Origin of the sequence: Amycolatopsis nivea, from assembly GCF_004522235.1 — a bacterium.
Taxonomy (GTDB): domain Bacteria; phylum Actinomycetota; class Actinomycetes; order Mycobacteriales; family Pseudonocardiaceae; genus Amycolatopsis; species Amycolatopsis nivea.
This window is the reverse complement of the sequence record NZ_SDLT01000025.1, coordinates 16630-43070: the sequence shown is the minus strand read 5'-3', so window position 1 is coordinate 43070 and position 26441 is coordinate 16630. Positions and strand designations below refer to the sequence as shown.

23 protein-coding genes are annotated in these 26441 nt (G+C 68.7%); 12 read left to right on the top strand and 11 right to left on the bottom strand.

Translation table 11 applies throughout. The features are described from left to right. Window positions 1–12: 12 nt before the first annotated feature. The 3 genes from EIZ44_RS26675 to EIZ44_RS26665 form a co-directional block, all read right to left on the bottom strand. On the bottom strand, window positions 13–1359 hold the full coding sequence (locus EIZ44_RS26675; RefSeq protein WP_134666629.1) for an MFS transporter: 1347 nt from the start codon (window positions 1357–1359) through the stop codon (window positions 13–15). Between the two features lie 62 nt (window positions 1360–1421). Next, the gene (locus tag EIZ44_RS26670; protein WP_134666631.1) at window positions 1422–2234 is read right to left on the bottom strand and encodes an enoyl-CoA hydratase/isomerase family protein; all 813 of its coding nucleotides are present in this window, start codon (window positions 2232–2234) and stop codon (window positions 1422–1424) included. Window positions 2235–2300: 66 nt separating this feature from the next. Beyond that, on the bottom strand, window positions 2301–3176 hold the full coding sequence (locus tag EIZ44_RS26665; protein WP_134731877.1) for an HTD2 family dehydratase: 876 nt from the start codon (window positions 3174–3176) through the stop codon (window positions 2301–2303). A gap of 161 nt (window positions 3177–3337) precedes the next feature. Between EIZ44_RS26665 and EIZ44_RS26660 the strand changes: the two genes are divergently transcribed. Continuing rightward, window positions 3338–4015 carry a GntR family transcriptional regulator gene (locus tag EIZ44_RS26660; RefSeq protein ID WP_037819734.1) on the top strand — a complete coding sequence of 226 codons (678 nt, stop codon included), beginning with the start codon at window positions 3338–3340 and terminating at the stop codon, window positions 4013–4015. A 9-nt stretch (window positions 4016–4024) separates the two neighbouring features. Here EIZ44_RS26660 and EIZ44_RS26655 read toward each other — a convergent pair whose 3' ends face one another. After that, entirely contained in the window at window positions 4025–6808 is a 2784-nt protein-coding gene (locus EIZ44_RS26655) for an FAD-binding and (Fe-S)-binding domain-containing protein (RefSeq protein ID WP_134666635.1), read from the bottom strand. Window positions 6809–6863: 55 nt separating this feature from the next. Here EIZ44_RS26655 and EIZ44_RS26650 point away from each other — a divergent pair, with 55 nt between their 5' ends. Both EIZ44_RS26650 and EIZ44_RS26645 read left to right on the top strand, forming a co-directional pair. Further along, window positions 6864–7640, top strand: a complete 777-nt coding sequence (locus EIZ44_RS26650) for a FadR/GntR family transcriptional regulator (RefSeq protein ID WP_134666637.1) — start codon at window positions 6864–6866, stop codon at window positions 7638–7640. A gap of 5 nt (window positions 7641–7645) precedes the next feature. Beyond that, entirely contained in the window at window positions 7646–7984 is a 339-nt protein-coding gene (locus EIZ44_RS26645) for a DUF3140 domain-containing protein (RefSeq protein ID WP_037819851.1), read from the top strand. Between the two features lie 366 nt (window positions 7985–8350). On the opposite strand, the gene EIZ44_RS26640 is transcribed toward EIZ44_RS26645, so the two are convergent. The 4 genes from EIZ44_RS26640 to EIZ44_RS26625 form a co-directional block, all read right to left on the bottom strand. Beyond that, a complete protein-coding gene (locus EIZ44_RS26640) occupies window positions 8351–8656 on the bottom strand; it encodes a MoaD/ThiS family protein (RefSeq protein ID WP_037819729.1) in 306 nt (101 codons plus the stop codon). Beyond that, window positions 8653–9768: a WD40/YVTN/BNR-like repeat-containing protein gene (locus EIZ44_RS26635; RefSeq protein ID WP_037819727.1), complete on the bottom strand. Its 1116-nt coding sequence runs from the start codon at window positions 9766–9768 to the stop codon at window positions 8653–8655. The genes EIZ44_RS26640 and EIZ44_RS26635 overlap by 4 nt, the downstream gene beginning before the upstream one ends. A gap of 33 nt (window positions 9769–9801) precedes the next feature. Further along, window positions 9802–10599, bottom strand: coding sequence for a helix-turn-helix transcriptional regulator (locus EIZ44_RS26630; RefSeq protein WP_037819720.1), 798 nt, complete (start codon window positions 10597–10599; stop codon window positions 9802–9804). A 260-nt stretch (window positions 10600–10859) separates the two neighbouring features. After that, window positions 10860–11423 (bottom strand): CGNR zinc finger domain-containing protein, encoded by a 564-nt coding sequence (locus EIZ44_RS26625; protein WP_037819717.1) that lies wholly within the window; start codon window positions 11421–11423, stop codon window positions 10860–10862. Between the two features lie 82 nt (window positions 11424–11505). On the opposite strand from EIZ44_RS26625, the gene EIZ44_RS26620 reads away from it, so the two are divergent. Further along, window positions 11506–12660 (top strand): epoxide hydrolase family protein, encoded by a 1155-nt coding sequence (locus EIZ44_RS26620; RefSeq protein ID WP_134731875.1) that lies wholly within the window; start codon window positions 11506–11508, stop codon window positions 12658–12660. Between the two features lie 72 nt (window positions 12661–12732). Beyond that, window positions 12733–14172, top strand: a complete 1440-nt coding sequence (locus EIZ44_RS26615) for an alpha/beta hydrolase (RefSeq protein ID WP_134666641.1) — start codon at window positions 12733–12735, stop codon at window positions 14170–14172. Here EIZ44_RS26615 and EIZ44_RS26610 read toward each other — a convergent pair. Further along, window positions 14159–16015: an FAD-binding monooxygenase gene (locus EIZ44_RS26610; RefSeq protein ID WP_134731873.1), complete on the bottom strand. Its 1857-nt coding sequence runs from the start codon at window positions 16013–16015 to the stop codon at window positions 14159–14161. The two genes, EIZ44_RS26615 and EIZ44_RS26610, sit on opposite strands and share 14 nt — an antisense overlap. A 133-nt stretch (window positions 16016–16148) precedes the next feature. Between EIZ44_RS26610 and EIZ44_RS26605 the strand changes: the two genes are divergently transcribed. The 4 genes from EIZ44_RS26605 to EIZ44_RS26590 are packed head-to-tail and all read left to right on the top strand — an operon-like array spanning window position 16149 to window position 19472. After that, on the top strand, window positions 16149–16805 hold the full coding sequence (locus EIZ44_RS26605; RefSeq protein WP_134666645.1) for an IclR family transcriptional regulator: 657 nt from the start codon (window positions 16149–16151) through the stop codon (window positions 16803–16805). A 37-nt stretch (window positions 16806–16842) separates the two neighbouring features. Continuing rightward, window positions 16843–17847: a D-cysteate sulfo-lyase gene (gene cuyA, locus EIZ44_RS26600; RefSeq protein ID WP_134666647.1), complete on the top strand. Its 1005-nt coding sequence runs from the start codon at window positions 16843–16845 to the stop codon at window positions 17845–17847. Continuing rightward, complete coding sequence (cuyB, locus tag EIZ44_RS26595; protein WP_134666649.1) at window positions 17844–18521, top strand: cysteate racemase; 678 nt, start codon at window positions 17844–17846, stop codon at window positions 18519–18521. The genes cuyA and cuyB overlap by 4 nt, the downstream gene beginning before the upstream one ends. A 12-nt stretch (window positions 18522–18533) precedes the next feature. Then, entirely contained in the window at window positions 18534–19472 is a 939-nt protein-coding gene (locus tag EIZ44_RS26590; RefSeq protein WP_134731871.1) for a GNAT family N-acetyltransferase, read from the top strand. Here EIZ44_RS26590 and EIZ44_RS26585 read toward each other — a convergent pair. Next, a complete protein-coding gene (locus EIZ44_RS26585) occupies window positions 19459–20589 on the bottom strand; it encodes an FAD-dependent oxidoreductase (RefSeq protein WP_134731869.1) in 1131 nt (376 codons plus the stop codon). The two genes, EIZ44_RS26590 and EIZ44_RS26585, sit on opposite strands and share 14 nt — an antisense overlap. Window positions 20590–20769: 180 nt before the next feature. On the opposite strand from EIZ44_RS26585, the gene EIZ44_RS26580 reads away from it, so the two are divergent. Then, window positions 20770–21054 (top strand): alkylmercury lyase, encoded by a 285-nt coding sequence (locus tag EIZ44_RS26580; protein ID WP_134666653.1) that lies wholly within the window; start codon window positions 20770–20772, stop codon window positions 21052–21054. A gap of 1076 nt (window positions 21055–22130) precedes the next feature. Here the strand turns inward: EIZ44_RS26580 and EIZ44_RS46185 are convergent. Continuing rightward, entirely contained in the window at window positions 22131–22667 is a 537-nt protein-coding gene (locus tag EIZ44_RS46185; RefSeq protein WP_369127028.1) for an RICIN domain-containing protein, read from the bottom strand. Window positions 22668–24264: 1597 nt separating this feature from the next. Here EIZ44_RS46185 and EIZ44_RS26570 point away from each other — a divergent pair. Together EIZ44_RS26570 and EIZ44_RS26565 are read left to right on the top strand one after the other, a co-directional pair. After that, complete coding sequence (locus EIZ44_RS26570; RefSeq protein WP_051729766.1) at window positions 24265–24807, top strand: TetR/AcrR family transcriptional regulator; 543 nt, start codon at window positions 24265–24267, stop codon at window positions 24805–24807. Between the two features lie 189 nt (window positions 24808–24996). Then, on the top strand, window positions 24997–26436 hold the full coding sequence (locus EIZ44_RS26565; RefSeq protein WP_134731865.1) for an aldehyde dehydrogenase family protein: 1440 nt from the start codon (window positions 24997–24999) through the stop codon (window positions 26434–26436). Window positions 26437–26441: the final 5 nt, after the last annotated feature.

The window sequence follows — 26441 nt, the reverse complement described above, 5'->3', positions numbered from 1 at the left end:
CGAACCCGACGGTCAGTGAGCGGCCATCGACAGCTCCCGTCGGCGGGTCGCCAGCAAAGTGCACCCGACCGCCGCCGCATAACCGAGGGCGGCCACCGTCAGCGGGACGCTCAGTGACATCGTCGAGCCCGTCGTGAGCAGCGTGCCCAGCACCGCGGTGCCCAGCGCGCCACCGGTCTGCCGCGCCGTGTTCAACACCCCGCTCGCCAGCCCGGTGTGCTCCTCGGGCGGCGTCGACATCGCGACCGACGTCATCGCGGGCATCGCGATCGAGCAGCAGCACAGCACCACGCCGCCGATCAGCACCAGCGGCAGGGAATCGGCCGCGGCCAGCAGGATCGCGCCGAGTCCGGCGAGGCTGAACCCGGTCAGCATCGGGACGCGGGCGCCGAAGCGGGCGGTGAGCCGTCCGCTCGCGGTGGCTCCGATGCCGATCGCGACGGTGAGCGGGAGCGTCAGCATGCCGGTCGCGAACGCGGACTGGTGCAGCGGCCCCTGCAGATACAGCGACAGGCACAGCAGGGCGCCGTACAGGCAGAAATTGAAGAGCAGCCCGGCGGTGCTCGCCGCGGAGAACGGGCGGGACGAGAAGATCGCCAGCGGCAGCATCGGATCGCGACGGCGCCGCTCGGCCAGGACGAACGCGATGCCGGTCAGCACCCCGGCGGCGATCAGCGGGAGCGCCCAGCTGGAGCGGCCGACCTGGATCAGCCCGCCGGCGAGCGCGGACAGGGCGACGGTGCCGAGGACGAGGCCGTACGGATCGAGGCGGCGCTCCCTCGGCGGTGATTCGACGACATACTTGCAGGTCAGCACGATGGCGAGGGCGGCGAACGGCACGTTGACCCAGAAAATCGCCCGCCAGTCGGCCAGCGCGATCAGCACGCCGCCCGCCACCGGGCCGGTCGCGAGCCCGATGGCCGCGATGCCTCCCCACAGGCCGAGCGCGTGCGCCCGGGCCCGCGGTTCCGGGAACTGCCGCACGATCAGCGCGAGCGAACACGGCAGCAACGCGGCCGCGCCGACGCCCTGCAGCGTCCGCGCGACGATCAGCACCGGCAGGGTCGGGGCCAGCGAACACAGGGCGGACCCGACGCCGAACACGACGGTCCCCGCCACGCAGACCCGTCGCGCACCGTAACGGTCGCCGAGCGAACCCGCGGTGAGCATGCCCGCGGCCAGCGCGATGGTGTAGCTGGCGATCACCCATTGTTCACCGCCCAGCCCGCCGCCGAGATCGCGCCGGATCGCTTCGACGGCGACGTTCACCACGGTCGCGTCGAGCTGGACGATGAAAAACGGGAGGCACAGCGCGATCAGCGCCAGCCGTTGCCTGCGGGTGGAGGTCGTTGCGGTCACCGGGCAATCGTGCCGCGGGGACCGTTCGGTGCGGGCCGAAGTTTCCGCGTTCGACCGTCTACTTAGGACTCGTGCACCCGGGTGAAGTCCGGCTTGCGGCGTTCGCGGTGCGAGGCGAGGCCTTCGCGGACCTCGGGACCGGCGAAACCGTAGAACTCCAGTGCCAGCGAGGAGTCGAAGATCGCGCCCGCGAGCTGCCGGTACCAGAGGTTGAGGCTCTGCTTGGTCCAGCGGATCGCGTTCGGCGCGCCGTTGGCCAGCTCATGCGCGATCTCCCGCGCGGTCGGGAGCAGCCCGTCCTCTTCTTCGACACAGAGCGACACGAGCCCGATCCGCTCCGCCTCGGCACCGGTCATCGGACGGCAGGTCATCAGGTAGTACTTGGCCTTCGCCATCCCGCACAGCAGCGGCCAGCACACCGCCGCGTGGTCGCCCGCCGCGACGCCGAGCCGCGTGTGGCCGTCGATGATCTTGGCGTTGGCGGCGACCACCGAGATGTCCGACAGCAACCCGGCGACCAGGCCCGCGCCGACGGCCGGGCCGTGGATCGCGGAGACGGTCGGCTTGGAGCAGTCGATGACGTTGTAGACCAGGTCCCGCGCTTCGCGCATGGTGCGCGACCGGGCCTCGAAGTCGTTCGCCAGCTTCTCGACCAGGTCGAATGATCCGCCCGCGGAGAACCCCTTGCCCTCGCCGCGCAGCAGGACGGCCTTCACCGCCGGATCGCGGTCGAACTCGCGCCAGATGTCGGCGAGTTCGCCGTGCGCGGCATCGCTGACCGCGTTGAGGTGCGGCGCGTCCAGGACGAGTTCGATGACGCCGTCCTCGTCCGGCCCGTCGACCCGCAGGTTCTCGAACTGCGCATAGCGGCTCATTCAGCTTCCCTCCGTCGTCCGGAACACCTGCGCCACCATGCCATCGGTGCGGACGCCGCCGCCAGATCAGGCGCCTTCCTCGTCCAGTTCGGCGGCGAGGCTGGTGCTCGGGCCGGACGGGCCGAGCAGGTCGAGCGCGACCGAACGGGTGCTGGGGCTGACCCGCAGTTGCGCGGGCTGGCCGCAGAACAGCGGCGCCTGGTTGCGGTGGCTGATCCGGCGGACCCGCGAGGCAGGGGAGTCGAGGCGCAGCACCTCGGCCAGCGCGAGCGACATCAGCGGCCCGTGCACGACCAGGCCGGGATAGCCCTCGACCCGGGTCGCGTACGGCCAGTCGTAGTGGATGCGGTGTGCGTTCGCGGTGGCCGCGGAAAACCGCATCAGCAGCGTCGGATCGGTGACGAATTCCCAGGTTTGCCCGTCGGTCCGGCGAAACGGCGACCCCGCCGGTTCCAATGCGGCGGCGGTTTCCGGCACCGAGGGCGAAGAGGACGGCCCGACTTCGCGGTGGAGCATGTCCTGGCGCTCCTCGACGTACGGCGTTCCGTCCATTCCGGACAGTTCCGTGCGCACCTGGACGATCACCAATTTCCCGGACCGGCCGGATTTTTCGGTGACAGAGTCCACAATGGAGCGTCGGCGCACTGTCTCGCCGACCTTCGGCGTCCGGTGGACGACGACCTCGCCGCCGGCGAACATGCGCCGCGGCAGGTCCACCGGCGGCAGGAAATCGTCGCGCACAGGATGACCGTCGAGGCCGATCCGCGACGACACCGGCCAGCGCGGGAGCGCGACCCAATGCCACAGCGGCGGCAGCTCGTCGCCTTCGCGCGGCGCGGGGAGTCCGTTGTCGAACAGCGCGGCCAACGCGGCGACCGGACCGGGTTCGACGACTTCTTCGGTGGTGCGGTCGTACGGTTCCCAGGCTTCCGGTTCGGACATGGGTTCCTCGGATCCTGTCTCGGGCGGGGCCGTCGGCTGGACACGTTATCAGGAATGCCGCGGGCAACCCGCTCGAACAGCAGGGACGAGGAGGCGTCGAGCAGAAGGGCTTATGTAATACTTTATCCGGAAGACGTTCGCCGGAGGGGGAGGCTGAGGCGATGCCCGACACCACGGGCGCGGGACAGCGCCGCGGCGGCCCGGCGAACCTGAAAGCGCTGGCCGCGCACGAGATCCGGCGACGCGTCTTCTCCGGGCAGCTGCGCGCCGGGGAGAAGATCGACCAGGAGGCGCTGGCGGACGAGCTCGGCATCAGCAAGCTGCCGATCCGGGAAGCGCTGATCACGCTCGACCACGAGGGCGTGGTGGAGCACATCGCCCGGCGAGGCGCGTTCGTGGCGCGGATGACGCGCGACGACATCCGCGACCATTACCGCGTGTTCGGCCTCGTGTCCGGTCTGGCCGCCGAGCGGGCGGCGAAGAACCTGTCGCCGGAAAGCTTGCAGGCCTTGCACGATCTCGCGGACCGGATGGAGTCCGGAGTGGACCGGGCCGAACAGGAACGGCTGAACTTCGAGTTCCATCGCAGGATCAACTACGCCGCCGATTCCCGCCGGCTGGTCTCGATCCTGGGCATCCTGGCGAAAACGGTGTCGCATGGGTTCTACGAGGCGCACGAGGACTGGCCCGGCAAGGCGCACGAAGACCACCGGAAGATCCTCAACGCGCTCAGCGCTCGCTCGGCATCGCGGGCACGGTCCATTGTGGAGAAGCACTTCTCGGACGGCGGCGAGCGCGCGGTCGCTTTGCTGGAACGCCAAGGATTCTGGGACAGCTGACCCCGGGTGTCAGCGTCGCTTGAGCAGCTGTGCCAAGTGGACACCACGCACGCCGGCCAGCTGATCGGCTTGGGTGCGGCAGGAGAAACCGTCGGCGAGGAACACGGCGTCCGGGTTTTCGCGAAGCGCCGGAAGCAGCGCATTCTCCGCGACGGCAACGGAAACGTCGTAGTGGCCGCGTTCCATGCCGAAGTTCCCGGCCAGACCGCAGCATCCGGCGAGAGTGCGCAGTTCCGCGCCGGTCGCCGTGAGCAGGGCTCGGTCGGCCTCGAAGCCCATCACTGAGTGGTGGTGGCAATGCGGCTGCGCGACCACTGTGACGCCGGACAGATCAGGCGCTTGCCAGCCTTCTGTCTTGGCGAGAAGTTCGGCGAGCGTCGTGACCGCGCCGGAAACCGTTGCGGCGTCCGGATCGTCGGGGAACAAGTCGAGCAGATCGGACCGCAGGACGGCGGTGCATGACGGTTCGATGCCGACGATCGGCAGCCCGGCCTGCGCGTACGGGCGCAGCGTGTGCACGAGGTCGCGGAGCTTCCGACGGGCAGTGTCGAGTTGGCCGGTGGTGATCCAGGTCAGCCCGCAACACGGACGCCGCGGCGGGACGAGCACACGGTATCCGGCATCGGCGAGCACCGCCGCGACGGATTCGGCGACCTCGGTGTCCATGCCGTCCGAGAAGGAATCCGCCCACAGCACCACTTCCGGCCCCTGCTCGCGGATCCTGCGCCGGGATCGGGTGAACGAACGACGGGCGAACCGCGGTGCGCGACGTCGCGTGTCCACTCCGGACAGTGCTAACAGGACCTTCTCGACGGGCCGGATCGACATCAGGGCGTTCACGACGAGCGGGCCGAGCACGGGGATTCGGTGCAGCAGGCGGATCCAGTCCGGCAACCGGCCCAGGGTGTAATGCGAGATTGGCCGGAGCCGGTTCCGGTATTTCCGGTGCAGGGCTTCGGATTTGTACTGCGCCAGGTCTACTCCGGCCGGGCAGTCGCTGCTGCATGCCTTGCACGACAGGCAAAGGTCGAGCGATTCGTGCACCGCGTCGTCCGACCATCCGGAGACCAGCGAACCGTTCGCGACCTCCTGCAAGACCCGGGCACGACCGCGCGTGCTGTCCTTTTCGTCGCGAGTGGCGAGATAAGACGGACACATGAAACCGCCGGCCGTCCGGTTGTCCGCACGGCATTTCCCGACTCCGACGCACCGGTGCACGGCGCGGGTGAAGTCGCCGCCGTCGTGCGCGAAGGAGAATCCGCCCGCGACGACCGGGAGCGGATGTGCTTGCGGGCGGCGGAGATCGGCGTCGAGCGGATGGGGCCGGACGACGACGCCCGGGTTGAGCAGATCGCCGGGATCGAAGAGATTCTTGACCGCGCCGAACAGTTCGATCGTTTCGGTCGAGTACATCTGCGGCAGCAGTTCGCCGCGCGCCCGGCCGTCGCCGTGTTCGCCGGAGAACGAGCCGCCGTAGCCGACGACCAGTTTCGCGGCGGCGGTCATGAACGCGCGGAACACCGACGGGTCGCGTTCGAGCGGCAGGCCGAGCCGGACGTGCACGCAGCCGTCGCCGAAGTGGCCGTAGGGGAGTCCTTCGAAGCCGAATTCGTCCAGGAGAGCGTCGAAATCCCGCAGGTACGCGCCGAGCCGTTCGGGCGGGACCGCGGCGTCCTCCCATCCGGGCCACGCCTGCTCGCCGGTCGGGGTCCGGCCAGCGAGCCCGGCTCCGTCCTCGCGGATCCGCCACATCGCGGCGGCGTCGGCACCTTGCGCCAGCACGACGTGGTCGAGCGCCTGGGAGTCTTTGACCAGACGCTCGGCGTTGTGTCGGGCCTCGGCTTCCGTCTCGCCGCCGACCTCGATCATCAGCCAGCCGGCGCCGTCCGGGAGCGCGGGCACGGCGCCGCGGTGGTTGCGCACCAGGTCGACCAGCCGCGCGTCGAGCCCTTCGACAGCCAGTGGCCGGTGCGGGAGCAGCCCGGGCACGACGTCGCCAGCGGTCGCCATGTCCGGGTAGCCGAGCACGACCAGCAACCGCGCCGGGGAGATATCGACCAGGTCGACGGTCGCTTCCAGCGTGACTGCCAGGGTGCCTTCGGTGCCGACCAGCGCGCGGGCGAGCGACCGGCCGTTCTCCGGCAGCAGGTGCTCGAGCGAGTAGCCGGACACCTGACGGCTGAACCGGCCGAACTCGGTGCGCAGCAGGCTGAGCCGGGTGTCGATCAGCTCGGTGAGGCCCGGCACCGCGTCGGAAGGGCCAGCGGTGAACTGGCGTCCGATGCCGTCGACCACGCTGAGTTCGCGAACGTTGTCCGCGGTCCGGCCGTACGCGATCGCGTGCGGACCGCAGGCGTTGTTGCCGATCATGCCGCCGAGCGTCGCGCGGGCGTGCGTGGACGGGTCGGGGCCGAAGCGCAGCCCGTGCGGGGCGGCGGCGCGCTGGAGGTCGGCGAGGATCACGCCAGGCTGGACGACCGCGGTCCGCGCCCGGGGATCCAAGTCGACAATGCGGTTGAGATGCCGCGAAAAGTCGATCACCACGCCCGGCCCGATCGCGTTGCCCGCGACCGACGTGCCCCCGCCGCGACTGGTCAGCGGAACGCCGTGGCGGCGGGCTATTTCGAGAGTCGCGAGGACGTCGCCGGTGTCCCTCGGCAGCACGACGACCTGCGGGACGACGCGGTAATTGGACGCGTCGGTGGAGTACTCGGCGCGGCGGCGGACGTCGGCGTGCGCCTCGCCGCGCACGTTCGCGCGGAGGTCGGCGAGCAGGTCAGTTTCGGTGGGCATCCCAGTGCTGAATTTAGGTGTTTGAAACAGTGTCGTCAATCCGTACGCTGGCCCGATGACCTCGGGACGGAGGGGACCGCCGCCGGAACTGGCCCGGGTGCGGCGGGTGAGCGTGGTGGACTCGCTGGTCGAGGAGATGACCCGCAAAATCCTCGGCGGCGAATGGCCTCCCGGGACCGTCCTGCCATCGCTGCGTCACTTCGCCGCCTCGGCCGGGGTGTCGATGCTGACCGTCCGCGAAGCAGTCCGGACGCTGCAGGCGCGCGGCTGGGTCGAGACGCGCCAGGGGGTCGGCACGTTCGTGCTGGAACCCGAGAGCAGCAGTTTCGTGCCGTGGCAGCTGGGTGCTTCGGACGCAGCCGAGTACCGCGAGCTGGTGGAAGCCCGGGAGTCGATCGAAGCGACCATCATCGCCCTGGCCGCCCGCCGCCGGACCGCCGCCGAGCTGGCGGTCTTGACGGATCTGGTCGACCGGATGGCGGCGGCGCTGACCGACCGTGACCGTTTCCTGGAGGCGGATGCCGAGTTCCACGTCGCGCTGGCGGAGGCCGCGCACAACCGGATCCTGCTGCGCAGCATGCTCGCAATCCGCCTCCCGCTGCGCCGCCTGATGGCCGACCGGCTCCGCGAAGAACTCGCCGAGCACGGCGATCTCACCCGGTCGTGGGAGGACCACCGGGCGATCGCGGAAGGCGTCCGGTCGGGCACGCCGGAGCCAGGACATGCCGCACTGGCACGAATCGCCGCCCGCGCACGGTCCTATGTGGACTCGACGCTGCCGGGTTTGCCCGCGCGCCGTCCGGGTAACCAGACTCGCGACGCCGGGAGGTGATCGAAATGGCCACGCACGTGGACGAAGAACTGTGGACGGAATTCCACCGGGTGGTGAACATGACCTCGCGAGAGCTGGCCGACTGGCTGCGCACCCGGGAGGCGGGCCCGGAAACCGAACCCCTGCCGGACCGGGCGGGCCCCGCGACCGGCCGGAAGGTGCTGTCGATCCTGGGCAAACGCAAGTCGGACGTGAACGACAACGACGTCGAGGTGATGCGCGACGTGGTGGACCGAGTGCACGCCTCGCGCCGCGACGACCTGGAACCCGTGGCGGGGGACGCGGGGTGGCGGCAAGGGTTGATGTCGCTGGGGCACGACCCGGTGAAGCCGGTGCGGAGCTGAGCTGGCTCCGCCGCGGACGGCTGCCGGGGTCAGGTGCCGTGACGGTTTCGCTGGCCGGGCTCCGGCGAGCCGCCCGGCGTTCGTCAGCTCAGGCGTCGGCGGCGATCGGCGTCAGGGGAGCGGTTCCCTCGAGTCGTTGCTTGGTGTGACTGCGCTGCGTCTTGAGCTGTTTGGTGTGACTGCGCTCGGTCTTGAAGCGAGCGGCTTCGGCCAGGGAGCACGTGTCTGCCCTGCCCGGCGGCCCCGGCCCGCGAAGACCGCTCCGGCATCGGGAAATCCGGCACAGCACGCGTGAGCCCCTGGCCTCGGTGCGCCCCCGGGACGCACCGAGGCCTGGGGTCCTTCCCCTCGGCCGGTGGTTCGTGGTCAGCCGCCTGCCATGGCTCCGATGATGAGGAACGGTTCGGCTCCGGAGAGGACCGGGGCGGGCAGGGCGGTGTCCGGGGCGGTGTTCGACAGGTCTTCCTCGCACGCGAAGAACCGGACGAACGCCCGGCGTTTGCCGGTGGTCGTGTCGCGGACCGTGCCGCGCAGTTGCGGGTACGCGCGTTCCAGTGCGTCCAGCAGGGCGTCTCGCGTCGGCGGGTCTTCTACCGGCAGCTGGATTTCGCCTTCGACCTTCGCCAGGCGGCGCAGGTGCGTGGGCAGCTTGACGCGCACGACGGTGGTCATCGCAGGGTTTGCACCTCGACCGAGCACACCGCGGGCAGGTCGCGCACGATCGGGGTCCAGCTGTCGCCCGCGTTGTTCGACGCGTAGACCTGTCCGCCGGTGGTGCCGAAGTAGATGCCTGCCTCGTCGCAGGTGTCGACGGCCATCGCGTCGCGCAGGATGTTCACGTAGCAGTTCTCCTGTGGCAGGCCCGCGGTGAGCGGTTCCCATTCGTTGCCGCCGGTGCGGCTGCGGTACACGCGCAGCTTGCCCTCCGGCGGGTAGTGCTCGGAATCGCTGTGGATCGGGACCACGTACACCGTTTCCGGTTCGTGCGGGTGCACGGCGATCGGGAAGCCGAAGTCGCTCGGCAGGTTGCCGCTGATCTCCCGCCAGTGTTCGCCCGCGTCGTCCGAGCGCATGACGTCCCAGTGCTTCTGCATGAACAGCACGTCCGGCCGGGACGGGTGCAGGGCGATCCGGTGCACGCAGTGCCCGACCTCGGCGTCCGGGTCCGGGATGCCGTCGGAGTGCAGGCCGCGGTTGATCGGCTGCCAGGTTTCGCCGCTGTCGTCGCTGCGGAACGCGCCCGCGGCGGAGATCGCGGCGAACATCCGCTTCGAGTTCTGCGGGTCGAGGATGATCGTGTGCAGGCACAGCCCGCCCGCGCCCGGCTGCCAGCCCGGGCCGGACGTGTGCTTGCGCAGCCCGGTGAGCTCGCGCCAGCTCTTCCCGCCGTCGGTGCTGCGGTACAGCGCCGCGTCCTGCGCTCCCGCGTACACCGTGTCCGGGTCGGTCAGCGACGGTTCCAGGTGCCAGATCCGCGTGAACTCCCACGGTTTCGGCGTTCCGTCGTACCAGAGGTGGTCGCCCGCCCCGCCCTCGTAGGCGAAGTCGTGGTCGACCTGGTTCCAGGTCTTCCCGCCGTCGTCGGAACGCTGGATCAGCTGACCGAACCACGACGTGGACTGCGACGCGTACAGCCGGTCGGGATCCGCGGGCGAGCCGGCGAGATGGTAGACCTCCCAGCCGCCGAAGTGCGGCCCGTCGACCTCCCAGCGCGTGCGGCCCTCGTCCGAGGTGAGGATGAACGCGCCCTTGCGGGTGCCGACCAATACTCGAACTCCAGGCATGCTTTCTCCCTGACAACGGCCCTGTGACCTGGTTCAACCTAATCTCGCCAGCCGCGCGCCGCCTCTCCATTCTTGCGCTCCCTCCGACGCCAGCGGGGGCAGCGCGACCAGCACCGGAGGCGACCACGAGGGCGCGACGTCGAGCCGGACGTCCTGGCGCAGCGGCACCGGCCCGGCCCGGATCCGCACCGGCCGGGCAGCCGAGCCGACCGCCTGCACGCTCGGCGCGAGCTGCGCGCGCGGATCGGCGGCTGACGGCAGCGCGCACGCCAGCAGCCGGTAGGTGCCGGCGGGTACGTCGACGAGCGTGAACTCCAGATCCGGCCCCAGGAGCGAGCCGCTGACGGGCACGCCGCGCGCGGACGACGCGGCGAACAGTCCGACATAGACCGCCGGGGCTCCGTCGAGCGCGGCGACCGCCGCCGGACTCAGCAGCGCGCGGCCGGTGACGGCTCCGCCCGCGCAATCCGGGCCCGCGACCCGCACCGGTTCCGGCGGGTGCTCGGCGAGGAGGCCGGGCAGCTGCCGGAACCGGTGCGGGCTCACGCCGACCGCCGCGGTGAACCTCGTGGTGAACGTGCCCGGCGCGGAGAACCCGACCTCGTGGCAGATGTCGACCACTTTTTCACCGGTGTCCAGCAGCAACTCCTTGGCGAGCTGGAACCGTTGCGCGGCAAGGAATTTCCCCGGCGGCAGGCCGATCTCCCGCTCGAACGCGCGCGCCAGGTGGAACGGGCTGTAGCGGACGTGGTCGGCCACGTCCTCGAGCGTGAGCTGCCGGGTGCGTCCGGCGGTCAGGAACCTCGCAGCCTCCAGCACGGCGTCCCGCATGTGCACACCTCCTCGGATGTGCCCGCCATGGTAAATCCGGGGACCGACAATTCCGGGGCGTCCGCCATCGGCGGGACCGAGGACGTGGACAGGTGACGCGGGCGAGCGCGGAACCGTGGGGAATTCGCTGCGGCGACGGGCGGCTTACAGTTCCCCGACAGTGGTCATCCGGCGAGAAAAGGGAGCCAGGTTTTCGCTGGTCACCCCTACATTGCGAGCTTTAGCTCGGATGTCCAACAGGGACCGGCCGCGCAAGCTGCTCACTTCGCCGCGGCGCGGTTCGCATTGAAGCGCGCCTTCTTCTGCCGGTTCCCGCACGTGTTCATGTCGCACCATCTGCGGGTGCGGCTCTGGCTGGTGTCGAAGAACGCGGCCTGGCAGGTCGGCGAGGCGCACAAGGCGAGTTTGCCGTCCCGTTCGCCAGAAATGATGCTGATCGCGTCGGCAGCGATCACTCCGAGGGCATCCTCCACGGCGGTGGGCGAGTTGAGCTGCCAGCGCCGTTTGCCGTCCGGCGTCAGGACCGCCGACGCCTGGCCCTGCGCGCTGCGGGCATTGATGATCTCGACCGCGGCGGCGGGGAGCGGCTCCTGGAGCGCGGCAGCAGTCGCGGCGGCGTGAATCGACTCCCGCAGTTCCCGGGCGAGCTCGAGTTGCTCGTCGGTGCAGGACTCCACGGCGAGGCCGCTCACTGCCAGCCAATCGGCGAGCCGCTGCGGGACGGGAATGCGCTCGACGGAATCGCCGCGGCGCTCGGTCAGGGTCGCCGTGAAGCTGGTCGCGAGCACGGTGCCGAGGCGGAAGTCAGGGAACGCGGCAGGCATGGAACCAGCTTAGCCGGTTGCGCTCGGACGCGGGCGGCTGCTAGAACCGTCTAAGCCGGTTCCAACGACCCGAGGAGGACCCATGACCGCTCTGACCAGCGAAGTAGCAGCATTCGAAGCCCGGGCGACCGACGCTGACCTCGACGATCTCCGGGCGCGGCTGGCCGCGGCGAGGCTTCCGGAGGCCGAGACGGTGCGCGGCCCCCGACGCTGGGACCAGGGCGTTCCGCTCGCCGACCTGGTCGACCTCGTGCACTACTGGCGCACCGAGTACGACTGGCGCGCGTTCGAGGCGCGCCTTGACCGGATCGGCCAGTTCCGGACGGTCATCGACGGGCTGGGGATCCACTTCCTGCACCGCCGGTCCCCGCGCGCGGACGCCGTCCCGCTGATCTTGACGCACGGCTGGCCGGGCAGCGTCGCGGAGTTCGTCGACATCGTGGACGACCTGGCGGATCCCGAAGACGCCAGCGCGCCGGCGTTTCACGTCGTAATCCCGTCCTTGCCCGGATACGGGTACAGCGACAAACCGGCCACGACGGGATGGGGCACGGAAAAGATCGCGGCCGCGTGGGTGGAATTGATGGACCGGCTCGGATATCGCCAGTTTCTGGCCCACGGCGGCGACTGGGGCGGCAATATCACCACGATTCTCGCCGGCCGGTTCCCGGAGCGGGTTCTCGGCGTCCACACGCTGTTCGCGGAAGCCCCGCCCGGGCTGCCGACGGACGGCCTGACCGCGGACGAGCGCGGGTGGACCGAGGAAACCCGCCAGTTCTGGCGGCGGCGCGGGGCCTACGCGAAACTCCAGGCGACCGAGCCGCAGACCATCGGGTACTCGCTCGTCGACTCGCCGGTCGGGCTGCTCGCCTGGCTCGTGGACAAATTCGCGGAATGGTCGGACACCGAGGACAGTCCGTTCGAGACGATTTCCCGGGATCGCGTTCTGGACGACGTCACGCTGTATTGGCTGACGCGCTCCGGGGCGTCGGCGGCCCGGATCTACTACGAGAGCCACAATTCGCTGGACCCCGAGCTTCGCGTGGACGTTCCGGCGGCGATCACCATGTACCCCCGCGACACGGAGAAGACCCCGCGTCCCTGGGCGCGGGAGCGGTTCCGCCAGATCGTCCGGTGGCGCGTGCCGGAACGCGGCGGGCATTTCCCGTCGCTGGAAGTGCCGGAGTACTTCGTCCGGGATCTGCGGGAGGGGCTCGCCGCCGTGCTGCGGGGGTGACAAATGGCAGGGGTCCGGCCCGGCGGCGGCTGGTGTGGTGAATCAGCGATTCCGATGCGAAGAGGAGAGCTGATGCGAAAGACCATGCCGATCGCGCTTGCCGTCGCGGTGCTGGCGGGGGTGGTTTCGGCTGCCCCCGCTTCGGCCGGGCCGCGGTGGAGCGCCTGCCCGGGACAACCCGGCCTGCAGTGTTCGACCGTGACCGTTCCGCTGGACTACCGGCATCCGGACGGGCGGACGATCGACCTCGCGGTGTCCCGGCTGCCCGCGGCGAAGCCGGAGAAGCGGCGCGGGGTGCTGCTGGTCAACCCGGGCGGGCCGGGTCTCGCCGGGTCGCGCGTCCCGGCACTGCTGCCGTTTCCGCAGGCGGTGCGGGACAGCTATGACATCGTCGGCTTCGATCCGCGCGGGATCGGCTCCAGCGCGGGGTTGACCTGCGGCCTGAACGACGCGGACAAGACGCTCGCGGCCAACCCGCCCTATCCGCACAACCCGGCGGACGTGGCGAAGTCGGCCGAGTTGGCGAAGCGGATCGCCAAGCAGTGCACGACCTCCGAGACTGCCGATCTGTTGCCGTTCATCACCACCGCGAACACGGCGCGGGACATGGACCGGATCCGGGAAGCCTTGGGGGAGGCGAAGATTTCCTATTACGGCGAGTCGTACGGCACCTACCTCGGCGCGGTGTACACGACGCTGTTCCCGGACCGCAGCGACCGGATCGTGCTGGACAGCAGCTTGCCGCCGGAGGGATACGACGTCGAGGCGTTGCGCGCGCAGGGCATGGGTTTCCAGCAGCGGTTCCCCGACTTCGCCAACTTCGCCGCGAAGCACGACCAGGACTATCACCTGGGCACCACTCCGGCGGCGGTCACGAAGAAGTACTACGAGCTGGCCGACCGGCTGGACCGCAAGCCGGAGTCCGGGTTCGACGGGACGGCGTTCCGCGGCTTCACGTCCGGGGAAATCCGGAACGACGCCAGTTTCCCTGAGCTGGCCACGTATTGGCATCTGCTCGACACGCATCAGCCGCTCCCCGGAGCCGCCGCGAAGGCGACCGGCGATCGCGGCAGCTTCCCCGTCGGGTACCTCGGGGTGATCTGCGGGGATTCGCAGTGGCCGACGTCGGTGCGGACCTATCAGCGCAACGTCGAGATCGACCGGGCGCGGTATCCGATGTACGGCGCTTACGCCGCCAACATCCGGGCGTGTGCGTACTGGCCCGCGCCGGTGGAGCAGAAGGTGCGGATCACCGGCCAAGGACCGGCCGACGTGCTGATGGTGCAGAACCTTCGCGACCCGGCGACGCCGTTGCCCGGGGCGTTGCGCACGCGCTGGGCGTTCGGCGCCCGGGCCCGGATGGTCACCGCCGACCAGGGCGGACACGTCGCTTACGGTGCGGGCGCGAACCACTGCCTCAACGACACGACGACGGCGTACCTGGTCGGCGGGAACTTCCCGGCGCGGGACCGCTTCTGTCCCGCCGAGCCTTCCCCGGCTACTCGGCGCTGAAGATCGGCGCGAAGAACGCGGCCAGCTCGGCGGTAGCGGTGAGGGGAAGGACGTTCGCGACGTACTGGTCCGGCCGGACCACCACTACCGCACCGCCGGGCGAGATGCCGCGGTCGGCGAAGATGTCTTCGGACGCATAGACCTTCTCGTAGTCGATCAGCGAGAACGGACCGGTGCGGGGCAGGAAGATCTCCGGGACCTCGCCGAGATCGACCTCCTCGTACGGCCGCGGGTAGATCACCTTCACGTCGAACCAAGCGTCGACGTCCAGGTTCTTCGGCGTGTGGGCCACGACCGGGGAGTCCGGGGAATTCCCCAGCCAGTCGGCGAAATCCGCCACCGGAGCGGCGGGTCCGAAGACGTAGACGCGCCACCGGCCGTCGGCCTGGGCGTGATGTCCTAAGTGGACCGTGTTCGCGTCGCACACTCGCGTGACGGGAGCCGATTTGAACCGTTTGCCGATCGGGAACCCGGTCGCCAATTCCTGGTGTTCCGGCGAGGCGATGAGCACCGAAGGCTGGTAGCACGTCATGAAACCGGACGGGAACTCGAAGGTCTTCACGTAGAACTCTTCCAGCTCCGCCGGATCGGCCAGGTCCTCCGGCCGGGCCGCCATGAGGGTCGACCATTCCTTGTCGAAGTCGATGAGGTTTTTCGCGATCAGCTGGCGTTCCGCGGAATAGGTGGCCAGCAGCGAAGCGGGACCGCGGCCGTCGAGCACGTGGCCCAGTTTCCAGCCGATGTTGAACCCGTCCTGCATCGAGACGTTCATGCCCTGCCCGGCTTTCGCGCTGTGCGTGTGGCAGGCGTCGCCGGTGATGAAGACGCGCGGGAGCCGGGCGTCGCCGACGGGAACGTCGTCGAATTTGTCGGTGAGACGATGGCCGACCTCGTACACGCTGTGCCAGGCCACGTTCTTGACGTCCACAGTGTACGGACTCATGATCGCGTTGGCGCGCGCGATGATCTGGTCGATCGTCGTCTTCCGCACGGCGCCGTGGTCGTCCTCGGACACCTCGCCCAGATCGACATACATCCGGAACAATGTGCCGCCCTCGCGCGGGATCAGCAGGATATTGCCGCCGTCGTGGGACTGGATGGCGCATTTCGTGCGGATGTCCGGGAAATCGGTGACGGCGAGGACGTCCATCACGCCCCACGCGTGCAAAGCCTGGTCGCCGACGAGTTGCCGGCCGATCGATTCGCGCACCGCGCTGCGGGCTCCGTCGCAGCCGACCACGTATTTGGCCCGGACTACGCGATCCTCGCCGGTGCGCGGGCCGGCGGTGTGCCGCAGCGTGACGGTAACCGGGTATTCGTCGCCCTCAGTAATGGTGAGCGACTGGAATTCCAGGCCGAAATCGGGCGTCATCCGGCTCGGCGAATGGGCCATGTACTCGGCGAAATAGTCCTGCACCCGGGCCTGGTTGACGATGAGATGCGGGAATTCGCTGATCCCGGTGGGGTCGTCGGGCACGCGCGACGAGCGGACGATGCGCTTCGGATCGGCGGGATCGGGCTTCCAGAACGACATCGTGGTGATCCGGTACGCCTCCTCGACGATCCGGTTCGCGAAACCGAAGGCCTGGAACGTCTCGACGCTGCGCGCCTGGATCCCGTCCGCCTGCCCGACCTCGAGCCGTCCGCCGCGGCGTTCGACGATGCGCGTGGTGACGTGCGGGAACCGGGACAGCTGCGCGGCGGTGATCATGCCCGCGGGGCCGGTGCCCACGATCAGCACGTCGACCTCGTCCGGCAGTTCCGCGGGCCGGTCGATTCCGGTTCCGGCGGCGGGCAGGACGCGCGGTTCGCCGGAAACGTAGCCGTGGTGGTGGAACTGCATGGATTTCCTCACCTCACTGTGAGCACCAAAGGGGACCGTGTTCGATAATAGAACTCGTTGTTCAATTATTGAGTACAACGATGCTAGGGTGGGCCGCGCCGGTGCACAAGACCCCGCGGGGAAGGACCGAGTCGTGACGGAAGCCAAGCAAGCGGCCGGGTCGCAGACGTTGTCGCGCGGGCTCACCGCGCTCGAAGTGCTCGCCGAGGCCGGCGCGCCGCTGTCGATCGGCGAGCTGGCCTCGCGGCTCGGGCTGCACCGGTCGATCACCTACCGCATCGTGCGCACGCTCGAGGACCACGGGCTGGTCGTGCGCGGCGCGAACGGCGAACTGGAACTGGGGGCGCGGCTGGCGGCGTTGGCGCGCAACGTTTCCCGCGATCTTCAGTCGACCGCGCTGCCCGAGCTGACCGTGCTCGCGAACGAACTCGGCATGACGGCGTTCCTCGCGACGCTCGACGGCGAGGATTCCGTGGTCACGCTGGCCAGCGTCGAACCGCGGCAGGCGACGGCGGCGGTGGCGCAGCGGCCGGGCAGCCGGCATCCGATCACCGACGGCGCGCCGGGTCGCGCGATCCTGCAGCAGCTGCGCGGGGGGACGGCACCGTACGAGACCAGTCATGACGAGGTGATCCCCGGGCTGTCGTCGATCGCGGTGCCGCTCGCGGTGCCCGGGCAGCATCCGGCCGCGCTCGCGGTGGTGTACCTGACCGGTCCGGCGGACATCGACGCGATCGGGGAGCGGCTGGCACGGGCGGCGCGGGTGATCCGGGCCGAACTGCATCCGTAATGGACGCGGTGGACAGCGGCCGGGCGCGGGAAGCACGATGGCGTCCGTGGTACAGACGACGCGCTTCGCCCGCTTCCCGCTCGGACATTTCCCGACCCCGCTCGAACCGCTGGACCGGCTCACCGCGCGATTGCGCGAACGCCACCGGGACGTACCGGACCTCTGGATCAAACGCGACGACTGCACGGGTTTGGCGACCGGTGGCAACAAAACGCGCAAGCTGGAATTTCTCGTCGGCGACGCGCTCGCGCAGGGTGCCGACACGCTGATCACCCAGGGCGCGACGCAGTCGAACCACGCCCGGCAGACCGCTGCGGCCGCCGCGCGCGCCGGACTGGCCTGCAAACTGCTGCTGGAACAGCGGCAGGTGCGCGACGAGGAGTACGAGAACTCCGGCAATGTGTTCCTCGACGAATTGCTCGGCGCCGACATCGTGGACCGGGTACCGGCCGGAACTGATATGTCAGCGGCGATGGAAGACGTGGCAGCGAAACTGCGCGCGGAGGGACGGCGGCCGTACGTGATCCCGGGCGGCGGGTCGAATCCGATCGGCGCCCTCGGATACGTCCAGTGCGCGCTGGAGCTGGACGCCGCGCCGGTCCCCGTCGACTGGGTAGTGCACGCGACCGGCAGCACCGGCACGCAGGCCGGGCTCGTCGCCGGATTGAGCGCGGTGCACAGCCCGGCGCGGGTGCTCGGCGTCAGCGTGCGGCAGCCGGAAGCCCGGCAGATCGACGCGGTGCACGGGCTGGCCGTCCGGACGGCGGAGCTGATCGGGACCGAGGTTTCCCGTGACGATGTGCTGGTGGACGACCGCTGGGTCGGCGAGGGCTACGGCGTGCCGACCCCGTCCATGGTCGACGCGGTGCGGCTGCTCGCCGAGACCGAAGGAATCCTGCTGGACCCGGTGTACTCGGGGAAGGGCTTCGCCGGCCTGCTCGGCGGGATCGCGGAAGGCCGGTTCGCCGCGACCGACCGCGTCGTCTTCGTGCACACCGGCGGCGTCGCCGGGCTGTTCGGCTACCGGTCCGCGTTCCAGTGATCGCGGGCGTCCTCGGCGGCATGGGTCCCGCGGCGACCGCGGAGTTCTACGCGAAGCTCATCGCGCGCACGGTCGCGGAGCGCGACCAGGACCACCTTCGAGTGGCGATCTGGGCCGACCCGACGGTGCCGGACCGGGTCGCCGCGGTGCTCGACGGGAGCACCGACCCGTATCCGGCTTTGCTTGCCGGGGCGGAAAAACTGCGCGATCTCGGCGCGTCCGTGCTCGCCGTGCCCTGCCACACCGCGCATTTCTTCCTGCCCCGGCTGGCCGCGGACAGCGGGGTGCCGTTCGTGGACATGGTCGCGGAAACGGCGGACTTCCTCGCCGGACGGACGGGTCCGGTCGGCCTGCTCGGCACTCGCGGGACGATCGCCGCCGGGCTGTACCAACGGCGAGTGCCCGAGGTCGAGTGGGTGGTGCCGTCCGAGGCGGGGCAGCGGGAAGTCGACGCAGCGGTGGCGGCGGTGAAACGCGGCGACCTCGCCGCTGGAGCGGCACATTTCGACCGGGCGCTGGCGGAGGTCGACGTGCCGTTGTCGGTGCTGGCGTGCACCGAACTCCCGCTGGTGGCGGGAAACGCGACCGGGGTGCTGGACCCGACGGACCTGCTCGCCGACGCGGTGATCCGCCGTTGCGGCGGAAAACCGGTCGACGCCCGGCCGTCCGCCTGACAGAGTCCGGCCATGACCGATCTGCTGACCGCCGCGGACGTGCTGCTCATGCAGGAACTCGCGCAGCGGATCACTGCCGTGCGCCCGGAACTCGTCAACAGCGACGCCTCCTACGGCGAGCTGGCCTGGAACTGGGGCAAAGGGCACGCCGCACAAGGCGCGAGCTGGGTCCGCCGGCTGTGGTTCGCCGGCGACGACCTCGTCGCGTGGGGCTGGGCGCAACTGCCCCGGAGCGTGCGGCTCAACGACGGCTCGGTCAAAGACGTCACCGGTGCTTACCTGGCATATCAGGTCCATCCCGACCACGCCGGGCTGGTCGACGACGTGATCGACTGGTTCGACGCCACCTCGGACGGCCTCGAGCGCACCGTGCTTCCCGGCGCGGCCGACAAGTTCGGCCTGGAACGCTGGGCGGCGCACGGCTACGGGCCCGATCCGGACGGCCTCGGCGACACCGGGTCCTGGACGCAGCTGAACGAACGCGACCTCGAGGTGCTCGAAACGCCCGTGCTGCCGGACGGTTTCCGCTTCCGCACCGCCGCCGAGGCCGGGCCGGAGGCGGCTGTGCGGGCGCATGTGGACGCGTGGGGCGTGACCGCGTACACGCTGGAAGGCTACGAGGGCGTCCGCGCGACCCCGGCGTATCGCGGTGACCTGCATGTCCTGGTCGAAGCGCCGGACGGGACGATGGCGGCGTCGACGATCATGTGGCTGGACGGGGCGAACAAAACCGTCGAGTTCGAGCCGGTCGGCACCCATCCGGATTACCGGCGGCGGGGGCTGGGCCGAGCGATGCTGCTGCACGGGATGGACCGCGCGCGGGCAGCCGGAGCTGCCCACGCGACGGTTGCTTGTCTTGGCGCGCCTGGACATCCGTCGGCGCGGGAGTTGTATTACGGCGTCGGGTTCCGTGAAGTGTGCCGGGATGTGCCGCTGCTCAAGCCTGCGTGAGCGGGGGCTGGCCCATCCGCAGCGCACCGAACTTCGCGGACGTCCGGACCGCGTCGAAGCCGTAGCTGATCATCTCGGTCTCGTACTCCCGCAGCGCGGGGAGGAGGCCGGTCTCGGTGAGCTTGCTGGCGAGCAGTTCGGCGTCGCGCAGGGCGGTGTTCGCGCCGACGCCGACCGCCGGGCTCATCGCGTGGATCGCGTCGCCGAGCAGGGTCACCGGCGTGGTCGGCCACGGCTCGACCGGCACGCTGGTGCGCATGAAGATCGGGAACAGCGTCTCGGGATCGGCGAGAGCCAGCAGCTCGCTGGCTTTCGGATTCCACTTGCGGGCCAACGAAACCGTCATGTCCCGCAACTCGCGCCCGGTCGCGGCGCGGAGTTCGTCGTCGGAGCACGGCAGCAGTTCGGTGCGCGCGGCGAACAGGCACATCACGTAGTCGCTGGTGTCGGTGAGCCCTGGCAGAGACGGCGGACGCCGGGAGTGGACCGGGGCGATGCCGACGTGCTGGTGGTCCGGGCCGAAGAGCCCGCGATAGATCCCGAACCACTCGTCGGGGATCAGTTCGGCGGTCTCGCGGGTGAGCGGGAAGCGGCCGTACATGATGCGCACACCGGTGTCCACGACGCGGGCGTGCGGCAGGTATTGGCGTCGGATAACCGAATTCACGCCGTCGGCGGCCACCAGGAGGTCCGCTGAAGCAGTGGATCCGTCGGCGAACGTCGCGGTGACGGTGTCGTCCAGGCGGTACCCGGTGCATTCGCGGCCGAACTCGACGACGTCGTCCAGCCCGTGCAGGAGGATCTCGCGCAGTGTGCGCCGGTTGATCGAGACATTGCGTTCGACCGGTTCCTCCGGCGGCGTCCCGGTGAGGTAACTGGTACGCGACGGTGTCGAACTGGCATCCCAGATCGCCCGGCTGAGATGAGCAGGAAGCAGCCGGTCCAGCACGTCGAGGCCGTGCGGGTCGAGCCGCAGGCGGTACCCTTGCAACCGGCCGGCTGCTGAGATGTCACGTTCGCGGACTGTGACGGCAACCCCGGCGCGGTGCAATCCCTGCGCGAGCGCGAGCCCGCCGATGCCGCCGCCGATGATCAGGACGCGAGGTTTTCCGGGCATAGCGAATTCCCCTTCTGGATATGGAACGAGGGGACGTGCTGGACGCACCGGAAAGGTGCGGGTACGAGCGCGGCGCGCCGCCCGGACTACCTACCGGGCTGTGGCTTTCGACGTCCTGGGCCACCCTAGCTTTTTCCGGAAGCGGATTGTCAAGGACGGATTTCCGCCTAGGCTGAGCTCATGTGCGCACCGGGGCCGGAGATCCGCGGGACGCGGGTGGAACTGCTGACCGCCCCGGACTGCCCGAACGCCGAAGCGGCCCGGTCGCTGGTGGCCGAGTGCCTCGCCGAGAGCGGCCTCGACGCGGCGGTCGTCGAACGCGTCGGCAGCTACCGTTCGCCGACGATCCTGGTCGACGGGGTCGACGTGATGGGCACGCCCGGGCCGGTGGCGGGGGACGCCTGCCGCCTTGACGTGCCGACCCGGGAGCGGATGCTCGCCGCGTTGGCGGCCGTGAAGGCCTGACCGGAAGCCGTTGCAGCTCGCTAGTTGTCTTCGGGGCACCCGCCGCTCTGCCTTACATTACCAATGTAATGTAAGGCAGCTGATTTTGCTTACGGAAAGTGAACGTGCAGTGGTGGTCACCTGCACGTTCACGTCGTCGGGTCACTCTGCGTCGACCGATGGGCAGGATGCAACATGGGGCAACACGGGGTTGCTGCCCCAGATCTGCCCCAGTGGAACGACGCTGTCAATTATCCGACAGTGCCTTCCGATCGGACCTTCTTGAAGGTGCGATCAACCCGGGCGACAAGGTTGTTGATCCGCCCATCGAGGTATTCGCCCACTTCCAAGACCTGACTTGAGGCCTGGTCGTGAAGCTGCCACAGCTGCCGACGGAGTTGGTCGATCGCGCCGCGGCGGCAGAGGATCATTACGGCGGCAAGGATGGAGCATCTCGACGAAGTCGTGTCGTGGCTGCACCCGTCGCTGGTCGTGCCGACGAGGCGACGTGACCATGACGACCGCCGACGAACGTCGGGTGTGGACTGCGGAAGGGCTGGAATGGCGGTGGAACCGCGCCACCTCCCCCTGGGAATGTCTGTGCAAGGTCTGCGAAACGAACGCGGCGGCGCGGGAAGCTCTGTCGCTCGCGGACCTGGAGGTGGAGCACGGGGCCGTGTCGGACTGGCAACCCCGCGCGGACGTCACTCGGAAACGCGGCATCTCGATCCACCGGCCGTGCCCGCTCGGGAGTTGTTGGCCGGCTCGGGTTGGCCCATGACGGGGGCGGGGTGACGACCGCGATCGAGCACGTGTCGTCGAACGCGTGCAAGTGCGCTCGGTGCAAGGCACGTCGCGCCAAGTACGAACGCGAGCGGCGCCAACGCCACTGCGAAGGGCGTCCGCTGACAGTCTCTGCGTCGACTGTCCAGGCGCACCTGGCGCGTGGTCCGGCAAGGGATGAGCATCGGATCGATCGTTGGACAGTACGGGGTGCCGGGAAAATAGTCGAATTTCGATTAAGCGCTTCTTGGATGGGCCGCCCCGGCGTCCAGGACGGCCCATTGTACCTAATTCAAGAAAGAGATACAGGCGGCCTAATCAGCGGTCGAAGATTTACTCTTAGGGGATTTAGCTGACGGCAAAAGGCCGTAGAGCCATTTCTGTTGAGTTGCGCCATTGCAATCCCACAAGTAAATCACGGTACCGTTCTGGTTCGCGCGCGCGGGGTCGACATCCATGCATCTCCCGCTGTATACGTTGTGAAGCGAATTGTCTCCACTAACGTACCACCAGTCCTGCCAGGAGGCTCCGTTGCAGTCCCATAGCTGAAGTGCGGCACCGTTCCCTTTTTTATCTGAAAGGTTTGGGTTTACCTCCAGGCAGCGCGAACTGAAAACGTTAGCGTAGTTCGAAGTCTGGCCCCAGTTCAATCTCCAGCGCTGCTGCATATACTGGTTGCAGTCCCATACCTGAATTTTGGTGCCATTCTTGTTGATAGTCCCTGTGTCAGCATCTAGGCACTTGCCATTAAGTCGGCTGTAGATTTGATCTACCTCAATAGATTTGAGATGCCTTGCGCCGTGTGGTATTCCTGCGGGTGGCTCGGCGGCAGCGACTGTCTGTGTCGTCACCAAGGACCCGAATAGTAGAACGACCACAAGTAGAAACTTCTTCACTCAGTTACCTCCATGCAGGTGTTCACGTTTTGGTGATACTTCCGCTGGGTGGTGAACGAGGCTTCTCCCTCTCCGAGATCCTTGTAGGCCTCGGACCCTCGCATGGGACCATGTCGGCTCAGTGACCTGGCTTGTTAGCCATCTTCCTGCTTGATCACTCGGATGGCGGCGCGTTCGAGTAAGAGTTCGAGCGTTAAGATCATCCGTGTTGCGGCATCTGGATCAACCGCCCTTAAGCCATTTACCTTCCATGCTAAGGTCGAGGCGTGGAAGATGTAAATAGAATCGTCGGTGAGCTAACTGTCGCGATACTTGAAACTGCACGAACGTTGGGGTTCGAGGTTGTCGGTGTAGGAAATTCTACGGGGGTTGAATTTCATGAATTGAGTCACAGGGGGGACTGGCCTCCTATGTATCGAGCATCCGTTGATCTGGTAGACGCTGAGGGAGCCGGCAACCTGCAAGCCGTTGTCGGCGAAGTCTTCGAGGGGCACCCTCCGCGAGCTGAGCAACTCAGGGAAACTGGAGCCTTGTGCGAGGAAACTATCGATGTGGACGGTGCAATTATTGTAACGAGTTCATGGAAGTCTCCGGATTTAGGATCCGAAGTCTTGACGAACCGGGTAATCCGAATTGCATGCAATGGAATATTTGTTGATATTATCAGTTCTAATCAAGACAGCAATAGCTCGATGCGCAGTCGACTGGAACCGCCATTCGACATGGCTGCGGCTCGGAAGATAGCGCTCCTGGGGACGCCCTGAGAAGGGTAAGACGGTGGCAGTGGTAGCGGTGCGGGCCATGTCGGTGGCGGCTCATGAGCGGGTCGAGTGTTAATGTGTACTCGCTACAAGGGGCGCAGGTATGTCAGAGGATTCCTGGACGTGTCAGAGGGGTTGACGCTAATCTGTGTTTAGGTGGAGGAGAGTCAGACCGGTGGCGGTCATCTGATTTCGAAGGTCAGGCAGGCTTAGCCTGGGGGGTTCGATTCCTCGGCTCTCCGCGCGGTGATAGGCGTCTACTCCGTGCGCCTTGATCTAGCACGCAACTGAATGGGCGCGGGTTCGTCGCCGCGCACAAAACCCCGCATGCCGTCGGGGCTGTCGGAGTGGTGGACCGACACTCAAGCCTGCCAAGCCTGCCCGGTCGAATCCGCGATCCCGGCAGATGGCGCGGCGGATACCGGCATGGTGCCTCGGGGGATCCGGGTGACGGGCCATTGTGCTGCCTTCATGAAACACTGATGCCATCCACCGGCATCCATCGGTCGCCGAGACCGTCAAGGGGCTCGCCAGCGCTGGCTGCCGTGTCGAAGATTCGCTGGCAGGATTTGCTCAAAGGGCGGGCATCCGGCTCCCGCGGCCGGGGTCGTCGAGCGCTGCCGATGACAAGCAGACGTCCCCAGCGCCGCGCGGTCGCTTTGGACGTCTCGGGTCTCTGGGACAAGTCGCCCCAGGTCTGCCCCAGATTATCGGCAGATCGGCTGGTGGGGCACATGACAGGCATTACAGATGTAATGTACGCTCGCCCGGACGAAGCCGAGGAGGTGCGGATGAGCCGGTCCGGAACCGCGGACGACCCGACCGGGACGAAGCTCGCCCTGCGCCGGGCGGCGGTCGGCGTGGTCGCTTCCGACGGGCTGCGCGGCCTCACCTACCGTGCGGTCGCGCGGGCGGCGGGCTGCACCACCGGCGCGGTCCAGCACCATTTCTCCTCGATCGACGACCTCCTCCAGTCCTCTTTGGACCTGGTGCTGGAGGAGAGCGCGGAGAACGGCCTGATCGGCGCCCGCACCGGCGTCTACGCGGACGGTCCCGAGGTGCGCCAGCGGTTCCGGGACAGCGCGGACCTGCAAGTGTTCCAGTACCAGCTGGTCGTGGAAGCGGCGCGGCGGCCCGAACTGCGGCCGGTCGTGCGGCGGCTCTACGACGGCTATCTCGCCGCGGTCGGCAAGGAACTGTCGGCCGACGGCGGGCTGGCCCAGCTCGTGTTCTACGCCCTCGACGGAATGTTCCTGCACCAGGCGGCGGATCCGGACGTCGATCCGGGCCCGGCGCTCGAAGCCCTGCGCGGCCTGCTCGCGGCCGCGCGTTAACCGAACCCCGACTCCCGCCCCGGCCGCGCGCGACGCCGCCGGGGTCGAAGTGTTGCCGAATACTGTTGCGCCGCAAGAACTTCCCACTGTCCTATCCGGAATTTCGTCGCCGTTCAGGTGTTGACTTAATCAACACCTAGGGGTCAGACTCGGCGCATCCCGAAGCCGCCGAACCGAAAGGCGTACCCGATGCCCGACACCGCCGCCGCGACCTTGCTGATCGACGGCCGCTGGCATTCCGCCCCGGCGACGTTCGACGTCGTCGACCCCGCGAGCCTCGCCGTCCTCGGCCAGGCCGCCGACGCGGGGCCCGAGCAAGCGCGGGACGCACTGGCCGCGGCCGCGCGCGCCGCCCGCGGCTGGGCGGACACCGATCCGGAGACCCGCAGCGGGCACCTGCGCGCCGCGGCCGCCGGAATCCGTGCCCGGCAAGGAGAACTGGCCGCGTTGCTGAGCCGCGAGAACGGGAAACCGCTCGCCGAGGCGAACGGCGAACTGGCCGGGGCTGCCCGGATGCTGGAGTGGGCCGCGGAGGAGGGCCGCCGCGCGTACGGGCGGGTCACCCCGGCGAACGCGGCCGGTCCCGGGCTCGTGCTGCGCTCGCCGGTCGGCCCGGTGCTCGCGATCACGCCGTGGAACTTCCCGGCCAGCATGCTGATTCGCAAGGTCGGGCTCGCGCTCGCGGCGGGCTGTCCGGTGATCGCGAAACCGGCCGAGCAGACCCCGTTGATCGCCACCGCGCTGCTGGAAATCGTGCAGGACACCGGTTTGCCCGCCGGGGTGCTGCAGTCGCTGACCACCACGCGGCCCGCGGAACTCGTCGGAGAATTGCTGGCCGACCGGCGGCTGCGCAAGGTCAGCTTCACCGGCTCCACCGAGGTCGGACTGGGCCTGCTGCGACAGACCGGCGACATCCTCCGCCGCACGTCGCTCGAAATGGGCGGGCACTCGCCGGCGATCGTGTTCGAGGACGCCGACCTCGAAGCGGCCGCGGCGGGCGTCGTCACCGGGAAGTTCTTCAACGCCGGGCAAAGCTGCACTGCAGTGAACCGGCTGTACGTCCACGAAAGCGTCCGCGACGACCTGCTTTCCTTGATCGAAAAGAAAACCAGCGCGCTGAAGGTCGGCCGGGGCGACGCCGAAGGCACCAACGTCGGTCCGCTGATCGACGAGGCCGGTCTGGCGAAGGTGGAGAATCAGGTGGCGGACGCGGTCGGCAAGGGCGCGCGCGTGCTCGTCGGCGGCAACCGGTGGACGGATCCCGCGCTGCCGGGCCATTTCTTCGAGCCCACCGTGCTGGACGGCGTCACCCCGGACATGCTCATCAGCCGCGAGGAAACGTTCGGCCCGGTGCTCGCGGTGTCGGCCTTCCGCACCGACGACGAGGCCGTCGAACTCGCCAACTCCACCGATTACGGCCTCGCCGCCTACGTGTTCGGCACCGATCTGCGCCGCATCTGGCGCACGCTCGACCGGCTCGATTTCGGCGTGTTCGGCGTCAACGACCCGGCGCCGGTGCGTCCGGAACTTCCCTTCGGCGGCCAGAAGAACTCCGGCCAGGAACGCGAAGGCGGTGCCGAAGGCATCGACGCCTACACCGAGACCAAAGCCGTCGCTCTGCGGTTCTGAACCGC

What these genes read in the sequence shown, in the direction of transcription:
- EIZ44_RS26610 (WP_134731873.1), bottom strand. Translation starts at nt 16,015, where the DNA reads ATGCAGTTCCACCACCACGGCTACGTTTCCGGCGAACCGCGCGTCCTG.
- EIZ44_RS26640 (WP_037819729.1), bottom strand. Translation starts at nt 8,656, where the DNA reads ATGACCACCGTCGTGCGCGTCAAGCTGCCCACGCACCTGCGCCGCCTG.
- EIZ44_RS26625 (WP_037819717.1), bottom strand. Translation starts at nt 11,423, where the DNA reads ATGCCTGCCGCGTTCCCTGACTTCCGCCTCGGCACCGTGCTCGCGACC.
- EIZ44_RS26650 (WP_134666637.1), top strand. Translation starts at nt 6,864, where the DNA reads ATGACCTCGGGACGGAGGGGACCGCCGCCGGAACTGGCCCGGGTGCGG.
- EIZ44_RS26635 (WP_037819727.1), bottom strand. Translation starts at nt 9,768, where the DNA reads ATGCCTGGAGTTCGAGTATTGGTCGGCACCCGCAAGGGCGCGTTCATC.
- EIZ44_RS26570 (WP_051729766.1), top strand. Translation starts at nt 24,265, where the DNA reads ATGAGCCGGTCCGGAACCGCGGACGACCCGACCGGGACGAAGCTCGCC.
- EIZ44_RS26665 (WP_134731877.1), bottom strand. Translation starts at nt 3,176, where the DNA reads ATGTCCGAACCGGAAGCCTGGGAACCGTACGACCGCACCACCGAAGAA.
- EIZ44_RS26660 (WP_037819734.1), top strand. Translation starts at nt 3,338, where the DNA reads ATGCCCGACACCACGGGCGCGGGACAGCGCCGCGGCGGCCCGGCGAAC.
- EIZ44_RS26630 (WP_037819720.1), bottom strand. Translation starts at nt 10,599, where the DNA reads ATGCGGGACGCCGTGCTGGAGGCTGCGAGGTTCCTGACCGCCGGACGC.
- EIZ44_RS26580 (WP_134666653.1), top strand. Translation starts at nt 20,770, where the DNA reads ATGTGCGCACCGGGGCCGGAGATCCGCGGGACGCGGGTGGAACTGCTG.
- EIZ44_RS26645 (WP_037819851.1), top strand. Translation starts at nt 7,646, where the DNA reads ATGGCCACGCACGTGGACGAAGAACTGTGGACGGAATTCCACCGGGTG.
- EIZ44_RS26670 (WP_134666631.1), bottom strand. Translation starts at nt 2,234, where the DNA reads ATGAGCCGCTATGCGCAGTTCGAGAACCTGCGGGTCGACGGGCCGGAC.
- EIZ44_RS26585 (WP_134731869.1), bottom strand. Translation starts at nt 20,589, where the DNA reads ATGCCCGGAAAACCTCGCGTCCTGATCATCGGCGGCGGCATCGGCGGG.
- EIZ44_RS26655 (WP_134666635.1), bottom strand. Translation starts at nt 6,808, where the DNA reads ATGCCCACCGAAACTGACCTGCTCGCCGACCTCCGCGCGAACGTGCGC.
- EIZ44_RS26620 (WP_134731875.1), top strand. Translation starts at nt 11,506, where the DNA reads ATGACCGCTCTGACCAGCGAAGTAGCAGCATTCGAAGCCCGGGCGACC.
- EIZ44_RS26615 (WP_134666641.1), top strand. Translation starts at nt 12,733, where the DNA reads ATGCGAAAGACCATGCCGATCGCGCTTGCCGTCGCGGTGCTGGCGGGG.
- cuyA (WP_134666647.1), top strand. Translation starts at nt 16,843, where the DNA reads ATGGCGTCCGTGGTACAGACGACGCGCTTCGCCCGCTTCCCGCTCGGA.
- EIZ44_RS26565 (WP_134731865.1), top strand. Translation starts at nt 24,997, where the DNA reads ATGCCCGACACCGCCGCCGCGACCTTGCTGATCGACGGCCGCTGGCAT.
- EIZ44_RS26590 (WP_134731871.1), top strand. Translation starts at nt 18,534, where the DNA reads ATGACCGATCTGCTGACCGCCGCGGACGTGCTGCTCATGCAGGAACTC.